Genomic DNA, 18,022 nt, shown 5'->3' with positions numbered 1-18,022 from the left:
ATGTTGTATGCATTGGCGACGGGTTTAAGCGCTATTTTTACCCCTTTGAATGCGCTGACTTATTTAACATCGCGCATTATTTTAGGGGCGTTGACGGCGTTATTATTGAGCATCTTTTGCGGCGGCAAAATGATTCGTTATTTGCAAAAAATGCAAATGGGGCAATTTGTGCGCGACGACGGCCCTAAAACGCATTTAAAAAAAGCTGGAACGCCGACGATGGGCGGTGCGCTGATTATTTTTTCTATTACGGTTTCGATGTTGTGCTGGGCGGATTTGCGCTCGGTTTACACGTGGCTTGCGTTATTCGTGTTATTGGGATTTGGCGCCGTTGGTTGGACGGACGATTATTTAAAATTGGTTAAAAAAAATACCAAAGGTTTGGCTGCTAAACAAAAATACGCTTATCTTTCTTTGGTCGCGTTATTAACCGCGTTGTGGTTGTATTTTTTAGCCGATACGCCGATCGAAACTACTTTAATCATGCCGTTTTTCAAACATTTTGAATGGCAAATGGGCATTTTGTTTATTCCTTTTGTGTATTTGGTGTTAACGGGTGCCAGTAATGCCGTGAATTTAACCGATGGTTTGGACGGTTTAGCGATTATGCCGGTGGTTTTGGTCAGCGGTGGCTTGTGTATTTTTGCTTATTTATCCGGTAGCGCGAATTTTGCGCTTTATTTGCATATTCCTGCGATTGCCGGCGCAGGCGAGATGGCAATTTTTTGTGCAGCGATTGCCGGCGCGGGTTTGGGTTTTCTTTGGTATAACGCGCATCCGGCTTTGGTTTTTATGGGTGATGTGGGCGCTTTGAGTTTGGGCGCAGCACTGGCGACGGTTGCCGTAGTTGTGCGCCAAGAATTGGCTTTTGCCGTGATGGGGGGCGTTTTTGTTGCAGAAGCGTTATCCGTGATGATTCAAGTAGGATCATATAAATGCCGCGGAAAACGTGTTTTTCGTATGGCGCCATTGCATCATCATTTTGAATTAGGCGGTTGGCCGGAATCGCGCGTAACGATTCGTTTTTGGATTATTACGGTGGTATTGGTATTGGTTGGTTTATCAACGCTCAAATTGCGTTAAAGGTGTGGCGATGAATAAAGAAGAAAAATTGCGCGATTTACATTTAAATCAACCCATTGCCGTTATTGGAATGGGCGTTTCGGGGAAAGCAGCGTGGCAAATGTTGCAAAAAGCAGGTTATGACGTCACCGCCTTTGATGAAAAGGTGCAATCCGCGCCAATCGTAACGGTTAATTTAGATGATGCTGATATTTTTACGTCATTTGCAACGTTAATCGTCAGCCCCGGCATCGATTGTCGGCGCACGGCGTTTAAAAATATTCATGCAACTTTGATGAACGACGTTGAACTTTTCGCGCGGTTAATTGAAAAACCAGTCGCTGCGGTGACGGGTTCCAACGGTAAATCAACCGTGGTAACGATGTTGGCTGATGCCGCGCGCGCGGTGGGTTTAAAAACGCAATTGTGCGGCAATATTGGCAAATCCGTTTTAACGGCGTGGCTGGAAGATGAAGAAGAACCTGATTTATACGTTTTAGAACTTTCCAGTTATCAATTGGAACGGTGTCCTTCTTTGATGATTGATGTGGGCGTGGTATTAAACGTTACGCCGGATCATTTGGATCGTTATGATAGTTTTCTCGATTACGTCGCCGCCAAATCTCATTTGGCGCAGCAAACGCAATTGACGATTTTAAACGGCGATGATGAATATTGTCGGCAAATGGCGCCATTGAGTCGGCAAACGGTCTTTTTTGGAGCGCAATGTGTTAATCGTGTTGAAAATGGTGCGATTATCGTCAACGGTCAAACCGTGCTCACCGCCGATGAATTAAAAATTCACGGTCAACATAATGCTTATAATGCTTTGGTTGCTTTATTGATGGCATCGGGTTTGGGCATTGATATTAGTTATACGCTGGAAGCGTTGAAAAATTTCCGCGGATTGCCGCATCGCATGTGTGAAGTTGCCTGTTTTAACGATGTTTTATGGTTGAATGATTCAAAAGCAACGAATATTGCTTCAACGGCGGCAGCTTTAGTGGGCTGTACGCGTCCAACGTGGTTAATCGTCGGTGGCGTGGGCAAAGGTCAAGATTTTCATCAATTAGCCGCGGTTTTGTTACAAGCGCCCATTAAACACGTTTTAATGATCGGCGTTGATAATCACACGATGATTGCCGCATTTAAAAAAGCCAATATTGCTTTTCACGATTGCGGCACTATCAAAGCCGCGGTTTCCTATGCTTATCAAAATGCTGACGCGGGCGATCAAGTTTTGCTTTCTCCAGCAACGGCGAGTTTTGATCAATTTCGCAATTATGAAGAACGTGGCGATGTTTTTGCCGATGAGGTTTTGAGTTATGTCTCCCAGAAATAGCGCTTTGGAGCGCTTTCGACAGCATCAAAAAATACCCGAAAAACGCTGGCAGCGACTGGCTTTTCCCGATGTGGGATTATTGTTGTGTTGGCTGGCGTTGATTGTGATCGGCATGGTGATGGTGACTTCTTCATCATTATCAGAAGCGCACGTTGAGCGATTATCCACGCATCATTTTGCTATTCGGCAAGGCATTTTTTACGTCGGTTCCAGTATTTTTGCGTATATCGCTTTTATGTTGGGCACTAATTTTTACCGCGAAAAAGCCAAATTCATTTTAGGACTCGCTTTTTTAGGCTTATTACTGGTTTATGCACCGGGAATTGGCGTTGTGGTTAACGGATCGCGGCGCTGGTTGAATTTGGGCGTGATTAATTTGCAAGTCGGAGAATTTGCCAAATTGGCGGTTTTCATTTTTACCGCCGCTTATTTACAACACCACACGCAACGCCTCGATCATTCGTGGCAACCGATTATTGGTTTGTTAGCGGTGACGGCGTGCTTTGCCTTAATGTTTTATTTGCAACCCGATTTCGGCACGATGGTGGTTATTGTGGCAACCGTTTTGGGTATGCTTTTTTTGTCGGGCGTTTCTATTTGGCGATTGCTATTGCTGGGCGTTTTAATTGCGCCGGCGATGGTTTGGGTTTTAATTTCTGAAAGTTACCGGCTGCGGCGTCTCACCACGTTTATTAATCCATGGGAATATCAATATGATGAAGGATATCAATTGGTTAACTCGTTAATATCTTTTGGACGCGGCGGTTTATTCGGCGTGGGATTGGGCGAAAGCGTACAAAAACATCAATATTTACCGGAAGCGCATACCGATTTCATTTTTTCCATTATTGCCGAGGAAACGGGACTCGTCGGCGCATTAATCGTGATGGCAATTTTGATGATTTTAGTATGGCGGGCGTTTGCGATTGGTTATTTGGCTGATCGCATGCGCAAACGGTTTTCATCATTATTAGCTTACGGCATTGGTTTGTGGTTAGGTTTGCAAAGTTTAATCAATATCGGCGTAACCACCGGCGCGTTGCCTACAAAAGGATTAACCTTGCCTCTCATCAGTTACGGCGGCAGCTCAATACTGATGACTTCTATCGCGTTGGCAATATTGGCGCGGATCGATGCTGAATCGCGTTTTATTGCGCGTTTAGAGGGAAAAATATGATTTTAAAAGGAAAAAAATTATTGTTTATGGCAGGCGGCACCGGCGGACACGTTTATCCCGCGTTAGCCGTGGCGCGCGCTGCTGCGGAACAAGGATCCATCATTCACTGGCTGGGCAATCAATCGGGCTTTGAAGGTAAAAAAGTGCCGGAAGCGGGATTTATTTTTCACGATATTGCGGTATACGGATTGCGCGGTAACGGCGTTATCGGCTGGTTAAAAGCGCCTTTTATGATTGGGCGCGCCGTTTTTCAAGCAAAAAAAATCATGCAACATATTCAACCCGATGTGGTGATTGGTATGGGCGGATTTGCGTCAGGACCGGGCGGCATCGCAGCGAAAATATTAAATATTCCTTTGTTGATTCATGAACAAAATGCCGTAATGGGGCTGACAAATGCCTTGCTTTCGCGCGTTGCGAACACCATTTTATTGGCTTCACAACAAGCGGCAGCAAAAATTGCTTTGAAATATCCTTATCGCGTTACCGGCAATCCCGTGCGCGAAGATATTACGCTTTTGCCAGCGCCAGAAGAGCGTTTTCACTATCGCAGCGGCAGAATACGGCTGTTAGTTTTAGGCGGCAGTCAAGGCGCGAAAGCGATTAATTTATTATTACCGCAGGCGCTTTCTTTATTGCCGGAAGAACAACGACCGCAAGTATTGCATCAAACTGGCGCGCGTTGGTTAGAAAAAACGCAAACAGAATATGCCGCGCTTAATGTGCATGCAGAAATTGTGCCGTTTATTGACGATATGGCAAAAGCGTATGCCAATGCAGATTGGGTGATTGCGCGGTCGGGCGCGTTAACGGTTTCCGAGATTGCAACGGCGGGTTTAGCAGCGTTGTTTATTCCGTTTCCGTATGCCGTTGATGATCATCAAACGATGAATGCGCAATGTTTGGCAGAAGTGGGCGCAGCAGCGATTTTAGAAGAAAAAACATTAACCGCTGATATTTTGGCAACGGCAATTCAATCGCGCCAAGATAGAAGTGCGCTTTTAACGCAAGCAGAACGCGCGCGGTTATGTTCAGATGAAAAAGCATTAGGAGAAATTTTGCGAGCAATTAAGGAGTTATGCCGATGAATCACGAGGTTCATTTTGGACGCATTGAACGTCGACACATGCGACGTGTTAAAAATATTTTTTTCGTCGGCATCGGTGGCACGGGCATGAGTGGCATCGCTGAAGTGTTATTGAATTTGGGTTATTCAATCAGCGGTTCCGATATAAAAGATTCGGCGGTAACGCAATATTTAGCGCAAAAAGGCGCCCAAATTTTCATTGGGCACGCCGCCGAAAACGTAGAACACGCTGATGTGGTCGTTGTTTCATCGGCGATTGCGGAAAATAATGTGGAAGTTAAACAAGCGCGGGCTTTGGAAATTCCCGTGATTCGCCGCGCGCAAATGTTGGCAGAATTGATGCGTTTTCGTTTTGGTATTGCCATTGCCGGAACGCACGGAAAAACGACGACAACCAGTTTAACGGCTTCTTTATTAAGCGATGCTGGACTCGATCCTACTTTTGTAATCGGCGGTATTTTAACGGCGGCAGGTAGTAACGCGCGATTGGGTGAAGGGCATTATCTGGTGGCAGAATCTGATGAGTCGGATTGTTCTTTTTGGTTGTTGCAACCGATGATTTCCATCGTGACCAATATCGATGCCGATCATTTGGAAAACTATAACGGCAGTTATGAAACTTTAAAAGCTGGTTTTGTGCGCTTTTTGCATAATTTGCCGTTTTATGGTTTGGCAGTGTTATGCATTGATGATGCTGGCGTGCGTTCGATTTTGCCGGAAGTTGGGCGTCCTGTTCGAACTTATGGTTTTAGTGAAGATGCCGATGTGCGCGCCATTAACGTGCGTCAAAAAGGATTGGCAATGCATTTTGATGTTATCGCTCACGATGAAGATCGTTGTTTTTCGGTGACGTTAAACATGGCAGGCAAACATAATGTGCTCAATGCGTTGGCGGCGATTATTGTCGGCGAAGAATTGGGCATTGATCGCGAAACTATTATCGAGGGGCTCGCGCAATTTAAAGGCGTGGCGCGGCGATTTACGCATCACGGTCGTATTGCTCACGATCATGGTTTTGCAGATGTTTTTGAAGATTACGGACATCACCCCAGAGAAATTAAAGCCGTATTAGATGCGGCGATGGAAGGATTTGCTGGGCGGCGTATTGTTGCCGTTTTTCAACCGCATCGTTTTACGCGGACGCGCGATTTGTTAGATGATTTTGCCGAAGTTTTGGCGGTGTGTGATTGTTTGGTGTTAACCGAAGTTTATGCCGCCGGCGAGGAACCAATTGCGGGCGCCGATGCACGCGATTTAACGCGGGCAATTCGTGCGCACGGGCGCGTTGAACCGATTTTTATTGCCGATAAAGAAGAAATTGTGCCGCATTTGCGTCACGATATTTTGCAAGATGATGATGTGGTGATCTTTTTCGGCGCCGGCGATATCGGTCGGGTGGCAAAAATGATGGACGAATTAAAAATAAAGGAATAATTGCTAAATGATTCAAGCAATAGAATTGGGTAAAGTTGCCGTGTTATATGGAGGTAATTCCTCCGAACGAGAAATTTCGTTGATCGGCGGGCGCGCGGTGCATGCGGCGTTATGCGCTGCTGGAATTGATGCGCATTTATTGGATACGGGCGACCCCAATCGTATTTGGACGTTGAAAGACGAGCATTTCTCGCGCGCGTTTGTGATGTTACACGGTCGCGGCGGCGAAGATGGCGAAATTCAAGCGATTTTGCAATGGTTGGGGATTCCATATACCGGAAGCCGCGTTTTAGCGTGCGCTTTGGCGATGGATAAAGTGGTTTGTAAAAAAGTATGGCAGAGTGCGGGATTGCCCGTGCTGGCTGATGTTTTGGTGACGCCGGAAAGTCGTTTTGAAACGCTTGTAGAACAATTGCACTGTCAGGATTTTGTGATTAAACCAGCATTAGAAGGCTCGAGCGTGGGCGTCAGTCGCGTTAAAAATCAGGAACAATTAGCGGCGGCGATTCCTTTTGCCGGCGGTGCGCGTGCAAAAATTATGGCAGAACCTTGGATTGTAGGACGCGAACTGACGTATGGCATTGTTAATGATACGGTTTTACCAGCAATTGAAATCGTTGCCGGCAATGATCATGATTTTTATGATTACGACGCGAAATATCACGCGGCAAATACGCAATATTTGTGCCCCGCGCCGATTGATGCTGCTTTAGATGCGCGTTGTCGCGAAATTGCTTTTGCGGCATTTCAAGCGATCGGTGCGCGCGGCTGGGGACGAGTTGATATGATTGTTGATGCTCAAAATCGACCGTATTTGTTGGAAATTAATTTGGTGCCGGGTATGACGACGCATTCTTTAGTGCCCATGGCAGCGCAGCAAATTGGTATGGATTTTTCGGCACTGGTGCAATCGATTTTGGCACAAACGTTAACTTCTTAATTGGGGAGCAAGATTGAGTGGCGTTGAAATTCCGGCGCATGCGTAAACCTTCCATTGCCAAAAAAACAAAAAGCGTTTGGTTTTATATTTGGTACGGGCTTTCGCAATTTATTTTAACGCTTGCTTTATTGACGGTGATTTTCGCGTTAGGTTTTTTTGCTTATCAAAAGATGACGCGGGATAGCTTTTTGCCGTTGCATCGGATTATCGTAGCGCGTCAACCGATTTATGCTGATATTGCTTCTTTAAAAGCGGTGGTTATCGCACACGGTCAATCCGATTTAATGCGGATTAATGTGCGGCAATTAGTGAAAGAAATTGAAACGTTAGGCTGGGTGGAATCGGCATCGGTGACTAAAGTTTGGCCGGACGGTTTGCGTTTGGACGTGCAGGAGCGGATTCCGATTTTGCGCTGGGGCAACGATGAATTTTTGGATAAAAATGGATTTCCTTTTGCTTTGCCAAAAACGCCAGCTTTAGCCAAATTATTTAGCGTGAGCGGCCCGAAAGGATATGAAAAACCCGTTTTAAATATGTATCAACATTTAATTCCTTATTTAAAAACGGCTGATGTTGAAGTATGCGCTTTAAATTTAGATGCGCGATTGGTTTGGCATGTGGTTTTGCCGGAACAAGTTGACGTTATCGTTGGGCGTGATCATCTCAATCAGCGGATTAAAAAGTTGATTTTGGTCAATAATCGTATTTTAAAACGTTATCAAAAATATATTCATTCGGTTGATTTGCGTTATCAGGGTGGTTTTTCTATTCGCTGGAAAGAGGGCGTCAAACCGATGAGTAACGATAAAAAGTCTTGAGCATGAGATAAAACTAGATGATAAATGATATTGATCCCATTCAGGTTGTTGTTGATACTGGTAGTTCACGTTTACGCGTGACCGTTGCCGAGAAATATCCCGAACACGCGTTAAAAATTCTAGGCTGTGGTTGGGCAAATGATATACCGTGCCGCCACGGCGTTATTACTGATATTACGGCAGTGGGTGCGGCTTTAAGACATGCCATCAATGAAGCCGAACGGCAATCTGGCGTGGAAATTTGTAATGTGGATGTGGCGGTCAGCGGCGCGCATATTCATTCATTTAATCATCAAGCGCGCGTTGACGTGGCGCATCGGGAAATTTCTCAAGATTTGCTTATTGATACTTTGGTGCGGCTGCGCGATAGCGTTCAAGAAGATAATTATCAATTGCTGCACGCGTTAGAACAAAGTTATTTAGTAGACGATTGCGAACAAATTGCAAATCCTCAAGGCATGATTGCTGATTTATTGGAAGTGCGCCTGCATTTTATTCGTGCTCAATTAAATTCCATTCAAAATTTACGGCGGGTATTAGATAGCTGCAATATTGGCGTTAATCAATTCGTTTTTTCAGCGCTGGCATCGGCTTATGCGGCAACTTCCGCGCAAGAACGCGAATTAGGCGTTTGTGTTGTCGATATCGGCGCCGGCACGAGCGATTTCATGGTTTTTGAACAAGATAAGGCGCAATTTAGCGGCGGATTACGCGTTGGCGGCGATGATGTTTCAAGCGATCTTGCCATTGCTTTATCCACAACGCGTCAAGCGGCAGAAGAGTTGAAATGTCGCGCCGGCGCTTTAGATCTTTCCGCGCTTTCTCATGAGGATTTATTTGTACCGACTACTGCGGGCACGGCGCGCGCGGTTGATGAGCATGTTTTTATTGAAAAAATTTGTAAACGTTATGACGATATTTTCGCGCAATTAAACCACGCTTTGCTGCAATCGGGTATGCAAGAATTCAGTAAAGGCGGATTAGTATTAACGGGTGGCGGCGCACAAATTAAGGGATTGGCGGAATACGTCAGCCAAGCATCAAAATTGCCCGTGCGCGCGGCAACGATTCCCAATATTGAAGGTTTGCCCGAGGATTTACAAAGCGACGCAGGCATGATGACGACCTTAGGAATGTTTCATTTAATTTACGCGCCGATAGCCGACCATATTTGGGTAAAATATGCAAATAGCGGTATAATGCGCCGACTTAAGCGCCTTATTTTAAAATATATTTAGCCATTCAGGGATAGTTATGAGTATTGGTATTGTAGAGACAAAAGAAAATAAAAATGCTACACATGTTCTGATCAAAGTTATCGGGGTTGGCGGTGGCGGCTGTAATGCTGTCAAACAAATGATGGATTTTGAGCTTGAAGGCGTTGAACTGATTGTTGCAAATACGGATATGCAAGTATTACAAAACAGCCCCGTTCCTCATAAATTACAACTTGGCGCACAAACAACGCGCGGCATGGGCGCAGGTTCTAAACCCGAAATTGGTCGCAAAGCTGCTGAAGAAGATAGTAGTCGTATTCAAGAAACGTTAGACGGCGCCGATATGGTTTTCATTGCCGCGGGAATGGGCGGCGGCACGGGCACTGGCGCCGCGCCGGTCATTGCTAAAATTGCCCGAGAAATGGGAATTTTGACGGTAGCAATCGTTACAAAACCTTTTTTCTTTGAAGGCAGCAAACGCATGCGCATGGCGGAAGAAGGTTTAGAAGTATTAAAAAATGAAGTGGATTGTTTAATCGTTATTCCCAACGATCGCGTCAGCGACGTGATGGGCGAGGAAGCCACTTTATTGAGTTCTTTTAGTACCGTTGATGACGTGCTCAAAAAAGGCGTGGAAAGTATTGCCAATATTATTCAAAAAGAAGGTTTGATTAATATGGACTTGGAAGACGTCAAAACAATCATGTCCGAGCGCGGCGTGGCGATGATGGGCAGCGGCGAAGCAAGTGGCGAAGATCGGGCGCAAGTAGCGACTAATAAAGCCATTTCCTCGCCGCTTTTGGAAAATATTAATTTGTCTTCGGCGCACGGCTTATTGGTCAATATTTCTGCCAGCAGCAGTTTGAAAAATAGTGAATTTCATGCCGCGGCAACGCTGATCCACGAATTAATCGACGAAGATTTGGTTAACGTAAAAATCGGCATGATGATCGATGACGATTTAGGCGATGTTTTGCGCGTTACCGTGGTGGCAACGGGAATTGGTCAAGAAAATGATGGCGATAAAATGATTAATGAACAAGATGTTAATACCTTATTAGGCGATAAATTCGCGCCGTCAACTTTGTTATCCGGTAATACGCCGCCCGCGCCACAAGCGCCTTCTTTTTCTTCATTATTATCAGAAAACAAAAATGAGCCAGAAGGTTATTCTTTGGCTTCTATTTTGCGCAAAAAAGTGAAATAACATGCGCCAGAGAACCATTAAACACGAAATTTACGCCGCAGGAATTGGTTTGCACAGCGGAAAACCCTGCGCGATGACTTTGCGTCCGGCGGCGGTGAATACGGGAATCGTTTTTCGGCGGGTGGATTTGCCTAATCAACCGCACGTTAAAGCAGAGGCATCGTCCGTGCGCGATACGCAGTTATGCACCGCGATGGTTGTTGACGGCGTGCGCGTTGCTACTATTGAGCATTTTATGTCCGCGCTGGCGGGTTTAGGCGTAGATAATTTATATATCGATTTGGATTCTGCCGAAGTGCCAATTATGGACGGCAGCGCTGCACCTTTTGTGTATTTATTGCAACAAGCTGGCATTTGTGAACAAGATGAAAGTAAACGTTTTATTAAAATTTTAGAACCCATTGAAGTGCGCGACGGCGATAAATGGGCGCGTCTTTTGCCATTTGATGGTTATCGAATTGATTTTACGATACTTTTTAATCATGCTGTTTTTCGCCACCGTAATAAATATTATCGTTTGGATTTTTCAACACAACGTTATATTCGCGAGATTTGTCGCGCGCGAACTTTTGGTTTTTTGCGCGATATTGAATATTTGCATAGTAACGGTTTAGCTTTGGGCGGCAGTTTGGATAATGCGGTTGTTGTGGACGATTATCGCGTGCTCAATGAACAGGGATTAAGATTTGATGATGAATTTGTGCGTCATAAATTGCTTGATGCTATTGGCGATTTATATTTGCTTGGCGCGCCGATTTTGGGTTGGTATCAAGGTTATAAATCCGGACACGATTTGAATAATAAATTAGCGTTGGCAGTTATCGAGCATGGAGATTGTTGGCAGTGGCATGAATTAGAACAAGACAGCGCCGAACAACCCGTTGTTTATGAAGATTTATTATCTGGTGACTATCCGCTGTTGGCGTTTTAGGATTATTTTTATTGGTAAGCCGGTAGAATTTATTTTTACCGGCTTTTTTCGTTTAGATATCATCATGTGATGGCGCGGTTGAGATTTGCTGCAATTTGTTTTGTGTTTTTTGAATAAATTGATTGATGATTTCCGCGGCTTCAATTTCGCTAAGATTTTTTTTAAACGGCGTAATCGTCCGGCGTTTTTTGGGAAACATCAACCATAAATCCGGTTGGGTTTTGATTTTAATTTGCGGAACATAAGGTAATTTTTGTTTGAGCGCGGCGGTGATTTCCGGCAGCAAATAACGCAATTGATAAGCCTCGCTTCCGTGTTGAACAAAAACCGCCCAACGCCCATTTTGTATTTCACCAACCATTACGCGGCTGCGCCATTGTTCCGGCAGACAACTTAAAAAAATATTTTGATAACGCGAATAGTGGGCTAACGATTCCGATGCCGTCGCGCGAGAAAAAGTAACCAACAAGCTTTGAATGGTTGTAAAGTGATTTTTTGTGGTAGACATACTTGAAAAAGAACGAATGACCCAGATAAATAGTGCGGAACAGCGTACCACATTCGATTTTTTTTCGTTATGATGCATCGGATTTTTTTTACCGCGGCGCGGTTTTATTTTTTTATAGGGACTTTAAAATATGTTAGGCAAAATTATTGCCAAGCTCTTTGGCTCGCGTAATGAACGCATAATCAAACAATTATCGAAAACAGTCAAAAAAATTAATGCACTAGAAGAAAGCATGATCGCTCTTGATGATGCTGCTTTGCGGGCAAAAACCGACGAGTTTCGAAAGCGTCTCACCGAGGGCGAAACTTTAGATGACGTTTTGCCAGAAGCTTTTGCGGTGGTGCGCGAAGCGGCAAAACGCGTTTTAGGTTTGCGACATTATGACGTGCAACTCATCGGCGGCATGGTATTACATCAAGGCAAAATCGCCGAAATGCGCACCGGTGAAGGAAAAACTTTGGTCGCGACTTTAGCCGTTTATTTAAATGCGTTATCAGGAGAAGGCGTTCACGTTGTAACCGTTAACGATTATTTGGCAAAACGCGACGGCGGCGAACTTGGGAAATTGTATAGCTTTTTAGGATTGACCACCGGCATCATCGTTTCCGGCATGGATACCGAAGAGAAAAAAGCCGCATATCGCGCCGATATTACCTACGGCACCAACAGCGAATTTGGTTTTGACTATTTGCGCACCAATATGGCGCTTTCGCCCGATCAACGTTTACAACGAAAACTCAATTTTGCCATCGTTGACGAAGTCGATTCCATTTTGATTGATGAAGCGCGTACGCCTTTAATTATTTCAGGCCCGGCGGAAATGAATACGGAATTGTATCGTAAACTCAACGAGTTAGTTCCTTATTTGACGCTTCAGAAAAAAGATCCTAATCAAGAAAAAAGATCACTGTTGAACGATGAAGAAGAAATTGAAACGGGCGATTTCTCCATCGATGAAAAAACCAAACAAGTGGGACTCACCGAAATGGGTCACGCGCACATTGAAAAATTGCTCGTGGAAAAAGGTTTGATTGCCGAAAATGAAAGTTTGTATGAACCGAAAAATATCGGTCTATTTCATCATTTAAATGCCTGTTTGCGCGCGCATCATCTTTATCATCGCGATGTTGATTACATCGTTAAAGACGGTCAAGTGATGATCGTTGATGAATTTACGGGACGAACATTAGCCGGACGGCGATGGTCAGATGGTTTACATCAAGCCATTGAAATCAAAGAAGGTGTTACCGTTCAACAAGAATCGCAAACGCTGGCTTCTATCACTTATCAAAATTTCTTCCGTATGTATGAAAAACTTTCCGGCATGACGGGAACCGCTGATACGGAAGCCTATGAATTTCAAGATATTTATAATTTAGAAACCGTCGTTATTCCTACTAATCGCCCGATTGCGCGCATCGATTACACCGACATGATTTTCTTAAAACAAAGCGGCAAATATCAAGCAATTGTTGCCGAAGTTAAAGAATGTTTGGCGCGCCGGCAACCGGTTTTATTGGGCACGGCATCGATTGAAACTTCTGAATTAATTTCGGATTTATTAACTAAAGAAGGCGTGGCGCACAACGTTTTAAACGCTAAACAACACGCGCGAGAAGCGGAAATCGTTGCCAACGCGGGGCTCCCCGGACAAATTACCATTGCCACAAATATGGCAGGACGCGGTACGGATATCGTTTTGGGCGGTAGTTTAAAAGCTGAATTGGATAAACTCGGCGCCGATGCGACGGAAGAAGAAAAAGCCGCGGTGCAGGAAGCGTGGCAAAAACGCCATGATGAAGTGATTGCCGCCGGCGGATTGCACGTTATCGGCGCGGAACGTCACGAATCGCGGCGCATCGATAATCAATTGCGCGGTCGTTCTGGTCGGCAGGGCGATCCCGGTTCTAGTCGTTTTTATGTCGCTTTGGACGATAATTTAGTGCGCATTTTTGCCGGTGATCGTATGGCAGGAATGATGGAACGCTTGGGCATGGGCGAGAATGATGTGATTGAATCGAAAATGGTTTCGCGGCAAATCGAAGGCGCACAACGCAAAGTAGAAGCACACAACTTTGATGCGCGCAAACATTTGCTTGAATACGATGACGTCGCCAATGAACAACGCAAAGTCATTTATAACCAACGTTCGGTCATTATGGACGCGGAAAATATCCGCGAAATGCTCGATGAAATGCGCGAATCAATCGTTACGCGGTTAATCACGCATTATGTTCCCGCCGATCAAGTGCGCCAAAATTGGGACGTTGCCGGTTTGGAAGCCGCGTTATTAAATGAATTTGGTTTATCGATTGCCGTTGAAAAAGAATGGTTGGCAAAAGAGCCGGATTTATCCGTTGATGAAATTCAAAAACGTTTGCTTGCCGCATTTAACGCAATTGATGCCCAAAAACGCGCTCAATATGGTGACGACATGATGGATTGGGCAGGAAAATATGTTGCTTTGCAAATTATTGATGAATTGTGGAAAGGGCATTTAGCAACGATGGATATGCTGCGGCAGGCGATTTGGTTGCGTTCACGGGCGCAAAAAGATCCCAAACGCGAATATCAACGGGAATCCTATGAATTATTTATTGATTTATTGGCAAATATTCAATTGCAAATCGTGCGTTTGCTCAATCATATTACGTTTAACGCGCCGAATGCTGAATCTACTGCCACCGCGGCAGAACCTGCGCCCGAAGCGTCGCAATCGCAATCAACTAATGATGCTACGGCATCACAAAATCCGCCGATTACTGAAGTTGAAGCCAGTAAAGTAGGGCGCAATCAACCTTGCCCCTGCGGCAGCGGTAAAAAATATAAACATTGCTGCGGTAAATTATGATGATTGAAGTCGTTGCGGGGATTTTGTGTCAAAAAAATCAAAAAGTTTTGATTGCAACGCGACCGGCGGGCAAATTTTGCGCCGGTTTTTGGGAATTTCCCGGTGGAAAAGTTGAAGCAGGAGAACGTCATCTCGAGGCTTTAATCCGCGAATTTCAAGAAGAATTAGGCATTGATACCCGCAGCGAACATTGGCAATTGTTCTATCAAGGTTTGGGCGAAAATAACGTCGCATTGAGTTTTTATTTTGCCGATTGCGTAGGCGATTATGCGCCGCAAGGATTAGAAAATCAGGAAGTTTGTTGGGCAGAAATCGCTCAACTTAATCCAGACGTTTTTCCCAAACCAAACTCTTATGTTATTGAATTATTAAAGCAAAAAATAAAAATCGGAGCAAAATCATGACCGAATATTTGTTTACTTCAGAATCCGTTTCTGAAGGTCACCCAGATAAAATTGCCGATCAGATTTCTGATGCGGTTTTAGACGCCATTTTAGAAAAAGATTTAAAAGCGCGGGTCGCCTGCGAAACTTTGGTAAAAACCGGCATGGTTGTTATTGCCGGCGAAATCGGCACCAGCACTTGGGTTGATTTAGAAGATTTAGTGCGCAAAACCATTTGCACCATCGGTTACACCCATTCGGAAATGGGATTTGATGGACGCACTTGCGCCGTTTTAAATGCTATCGGCAAACAATCCGGCGATATTGCGCAAGGCGTTGATCGCGGCGAGGCGAAATTACAAGGCGCCGGCGATCAAGGTTTAATGTTTGGTTATGCCTGCACGGAAACGCCTACTTTGATGCCCGCGCCGATTACTTATGCGCATCGTTTAGTAGAAAAACAAGCGCAATTGCGTCATTCCGGTGCTTTGCCGTGGTTGCGTCCCGATGCGAAAAGCCAGATTACATTCCGTTACCGCGATAATACGATTGTTGGCGTTGATGCCATTGTTTTATCAACGCAACACAGCGAAGAAATTTCTTTGAAAGAATTGACCGAAGCCGTGCGCGAAGAAATTATCGCGCCGATCGTGCCCAGCAAATGGATCGATAAAAAAACGCGCTTCCATATTAATCCGACGGGAAAATTTGTTATCGGCGGACCTTTAGGCGATTGCGGTTTAACAGGACGAAAAATCATTGTTGATACGTATGGCGGCGCCGCACGACACGGCGGTGGTGCGTTTTCCGGAAAAGATCCGAGCAAAGTGGATCGCAGCGCCGCATATGCCGCGCGTTATGTTGCTAAAAACGTAGTCGCAGCGGGATTGGCAACGCGTTGTGAAGTGCAACTTTCTTACGCGATCGGCATTGCTGAACCGACTTCTATCATGGTTAATACTTTTGGCACCGGTACGATTGACGACGCAGAAATCGTGCGCCGCGTACAAGCCGTTTTTGATCTCACACCGTACGGCATCATCGAAATGCTGGATTTAGTGCGCCCGATTTATCAAAAAACCGCGGTTTACGGTCATTTTGGACGCGAATTACCGCAATTTACTTGGGAAAAAACCGATCGCAGCGATGCTTTGCAACAAGCGTAAATGATCAGTTTAGAAAATGTGACGCTTGCCCGTGGCGCGAAAATATTGCTGCGGGCGGCAAATTTAAATATTCATCACGGGCAACGCGTGGGGCTCGTGGGACGTAACGGCTGCGGTAAATCCAGTTTATTTGCATTATTGCGCGGCGAATTGGAAGCCGATCAGGGACAAGTTAGCTTGCCGGAGAGCGAATGGATTGCCAGCGTGCGTCAGGAAACGCCGGCGTTAGCGCAATCTGCGCTTGATTATGTTTTAGATGGGCACCAGCGTTTTCGCGCCGCCGAGCAAGAAGCATTACGCGCACAGCAAAGTGGTCAAGGTTTAGCGATTGCGCATGCGCACGAGCTTTTGCAGCAAGTAGATGCTTATCGTTTGCCGGCACGCGCGGCAGAATTGTTAACCGGTTTGGGATTTGCGCCCGCGCAACATCAGTTGCCCGTGGCGCATTTTTCCGGCGGCTGGCGCATGCGGCTCAATTTGGCTCAGGCATTAATTGCCCCCGCCGATTTATTGTTGCTGGACGAGCCCACTAACCATCTTGATTTAGATGCGATTGTTTGGTTGCAAGATTTTTTGCTCACATATCCAACAACTTTGTTCATTATCTCTCACGATCGCGATTTTTTAGACGCATTATGTCAACATATCGTTCATATTGAGGGCGAACAACTGATTAGTTACCGCGGCAATTACAGCCAATTTGTGCAAACACGGCATGAGCAACGTTTGCAACAAGATGCGTTATATGCCAAGCAAGCGGAAAAACGCGTGCATTTACAACAATTTATTGACCGTTTTCGCGCAAAAGCAACGAAAGCGCGGCAAGCGCAAAGTCGTTTAAAAGCTTTGGAAAAATTGACGCTGACGCCGCCGTCATCGATTGAAGAGAATTATGCTTTAGAATTTCCGCCGGCAGAGCATTATCCTTCGCCGGTTTTGCGTTTAAAACAAGCGGTGATGGGTTATGAAACGCCACTTTTAAAACCGTTTACTTTGGCGATTAATGCCGATGCGCGGATCGGTTTGTTGGGACACAATGGCGCCGGCAAATCAACTTTAATGAAAACTTTAGCCGGTGTGTTGCCGCTCCTTCAAGGCGAACGCAGCGCGCACCAAAAAGCACAAATTGGTTATTTTGCCCAGCATCAGCTCGATCGATTGGTGAGTGAACAAACGCCGCTATGGCATTTTCAACAACAGCAGCCGGAAGCGAGCGAGCAAGAATTGCGTAATTTTTTAGGCGCTTATGGTTTTGCGGGTGAAGCGGTGCAAATGCCCGTTCAATTGTGTTCGGGCGGTGAAAAGGCGCGGTTGGCTTTGGCTTTATTAATTGCTACGCGTCCTAATTTATTATTGCTTGACGAGCCGACGAATCATCTGGATTTATCGATGCGTGATAATTTAATCCGCGCGCTGCAAACGTATCAGGGCGCGTTAGTGCTGGTTTCTCATGACCGCAGTTTATTGCGCGCAACTTGTGATCAGTTTTATTTGGTTGATGAGGGCGTTTGCCGTGTTTTTGACGGCGATTTAGACGATTATCGCGACTATTTGCGGCAAAAGCGTAGTGAGCAGTCATCTGAAAAAACGGCAAAGATAAATGATCGGCAGCAACAAAAACGCCAAGAAGCCGAACGCCGGCAATATCTACGCCCTTATCAGCAATCGATTGAAAAAGCAGAAAAAAAGCTGGATAACGTTCACCATAAGCAAAAAGATTTGGAACAGGCTTTGGCAGATATGAGTTTGTATACTGAAGCGGAAAAACCGCGTCTTAATGCGCTTTTAGCGGAAAAAGCTGACGCCGACCGCGCGCTTTTAGTTGCAGAAGCGGAACTAATGGACGCTTTGGAAGCCTTAGAAGCTGCCGAAAAAGCATATAAAAGCCAGTATTAACTG

The 18,022-nt window shown here is 45.3% G+C and carries 15 protein-coding genes; 14 read left to right on the top strand and 1 reads right to left on the bottom strand.

From position 1 onward, the window contains the following. Genes mraY through lpxC form a run of 10 tightly spaced genes read left to right on the top strand, consistent with a single transcriptional unit; the run spans position 1 to position 11,215 of the window. Positions 1-1,083, top strand: coding sequence for a phospho-N-acetylmuramoyl-pentapeptide-transferase (gene mraY, locus AKG33_RS05740; protein WP_012031297.1), 1,083 nt, complete (start codon positions 1-3; stop codon positions 1,081-1,083). 10 nt (positions 1,084-1,093) lie between these two features. Next, a complete protein-coding gene (gene murD / locus AKG33_RS05735) occupies positions 1,094-2,404 on the top strand; it encodes a UDP-N-acetylmuramoyl-L-alanine--D-glutamate ligase (RefSeq protein ID WP_012031296.1) in 1,311 nt (436 codons plus the stop codon). Beyond that, positions 2,388-3,581, top strand: a complete 1,194-nt coding sequence (gene ftsW / locus AKG33_RS05730) for a putative lipid II flippase FtsW (RefSeq protein WP_012031295.1) — start codon at positions 2,388-2,390, stop codon at positions 3,579-3,581. The genes murD and ftsW overlap by 17 nt, the downstream gene beginning before the upstream one ends. Continuing rightward, the gene (murG, locus tag AKG33_RS05725) at positions 3,578-4,669 is read left to right on the top strand and encodes an undecaprenyldiphospho-muramoylpentapeptide beta-N-acetylglucosaminyltransferase (RefSeq protein WP_012031294.1); all 1,092 of its coding nucleotides are present in this window, start codon (positions 3,578-3,580) and stop codon (positions 4,667-4,669) included. Before ftsW ends, murG begins: the two co-directional genes overlap by 4 nt. Beyond that, a complete protein-coding gene (murC, locus tag AKG33_RS05720; protein ID WP_012031293.1) occupies positions 4,666-6,102 on the top strand; it encodes a UDP-N-acetylmuramate--L-alanine ligase in 1,437 nt (478 codons plus the stop codon). Before murG ends, murC begins: the two co-directional genes overlap by 4 nt. A 7-nt stretch (positions 6,103-6,109) precedes the next feature. Beyond that, a complete protein-coding gene (locus tag AKG33_RS05715) occupies positions 6,110-7,042 on the top strand; it encodes a D-alanine--D-alanine ligase (protein WP_012031292.1) in 933 nt (310 codons plus the stop codon). 17 nt (positions 7,043-7,059) lie between these two features. After that, positions 7,060-7,860 carry a cell division protein FtsQ/DivIB gene (locus AKG33_RS05710; protein WP_041729577.1) on the top strand — a complete coding sequence of 267 codons (801 nt, stop codon included), beginning with the start codon at positions 7,060-7,062 and terminating at the stop codon, positions 7,858-7,860. Between the two features lie 17 nt (positions 7,861-7,877). Then, on the top strand, positions 7,878-9,098 hold the full coding sequence (gene ftsA / locus AKG33_RS05705) for a cell division protein FtsA (protein ID WP_012031290.1): 1,221 nt from the start codon (positions 7,878-7,880) through the stop codon (positions 9,096-9,098). A gap of 16 nt (positions 9,099-9,114) precedes the next feature. Then, entirely contained in the window at positions 9,115-10,284 is a 1,170-nt protein-coding gene (ftsZ, locus tag AKG33_RS05700; RefSeq protein ID WP_012031289.1) for a cell division protein FtsZ, read from the top strand. A 1-nt stretch (position 10,285) separates the two neighbouring features. Next, complete coding sequence (gene lpxC / locus AKG33_RS05695; protein ID WP_050708026.1) at positions 10,286-11,215, top strand: UDP-3-O-acyl-N-acetylglucosamine deacetylase; 930 nt, start codon at positions 10,286-10,288, stop codon at positions 11,213-11,215. 52 nt (positions 11,216-11,267) lie between these two features. Here the strand turns inward: lpxC and AKG33_RS05690 are convergent, their stop codons facing one another. Then, positions 11,268-11,723 carry a hypothetical protein gene (locus AKG33_RS05690; RefSeq protein WP_050708025.1) on the bottom strand — a complete coding sequence of 152 codons (456 nt, stop codon included), beginning with the start codon at positions 11,721-11,723 and terminating at the stop codon, positions 11,268-11,270. 130 nt (positions 11,724-11,853) lie between these two features. Here AKG33_RS05690 and secA point away from each other — a divergent pair, with 130 nt between their 5' ends. From secA to AKG33_RS05670, 4 genes are read left to right on the top strand one after another with little or no spacing between them, the layout of a single operon-like run. Continuing rightward, complete coding sequence (secA, locus tag AKG33_RS05685) at positions 11,854-14,574, top strand: preprotein translocase subunit SecA (protein ID WP_050708024.1); 2,721 nt, start codon at positions 11,854-11,856, stop codon at positions 14,572-14,574. Beyond that, complete coding sequence (locus tag AKG33_RS05680) at positions 14,571-14,978, top strand: (deoxy)nucleoside triphosphate pyrophosphohydrolase (protein WP_012031285.1); 408 nt, start codon at positions 14,571-14,573, stop codon at positions 14,976-14,978. Before secA ends, AKG33_RS05680 begins: the two co-directional genes overlap by 4 nt. After that, positions 14,975-16,123, top strand: coding sequence for a methionine adenosyltransferase (gene metK, locus AKG33_RS05675; RefSeq protein WP_012031284.1), 1,149 nt, complete (start codon positions 14,975-14,977; stop codon positions 16,121-16,123). Before AKG33_RS05680 ends, metK begins: the two co-directional genes overlap by 4 nt. After that, positions 16,124-18,019 (top strand): ABC-F family ATP-binding cassette domain-containing protein, encoded by a 1,896-nt coding sequence (locus AKG33_RS05670; protein WP_012031283.1) that lies wholly within the window; start codon positions 16,124-16,126, stop codon positions 18,017-18,019. It begins immediately after the preceding gene. Positions 18,020-18,022: the final 3 nt, after the last annotated feature.

The sequence above is a fragment of the Dichelobacter nodosus genome (assembly GCF_001263335.1).
Taxonomy (GTDB): Bacteria; Pseudomonadota; Gammaproteobacteria; order Cardiobacteriales; family Cardiobacteriaceae; genus Dichelobacter; species Dichelobacter nodosus.
Note: the sequence above shows the minus strand (reverse complement) of the source record. Positions and strands in the feature narration are given on the sequence as shown.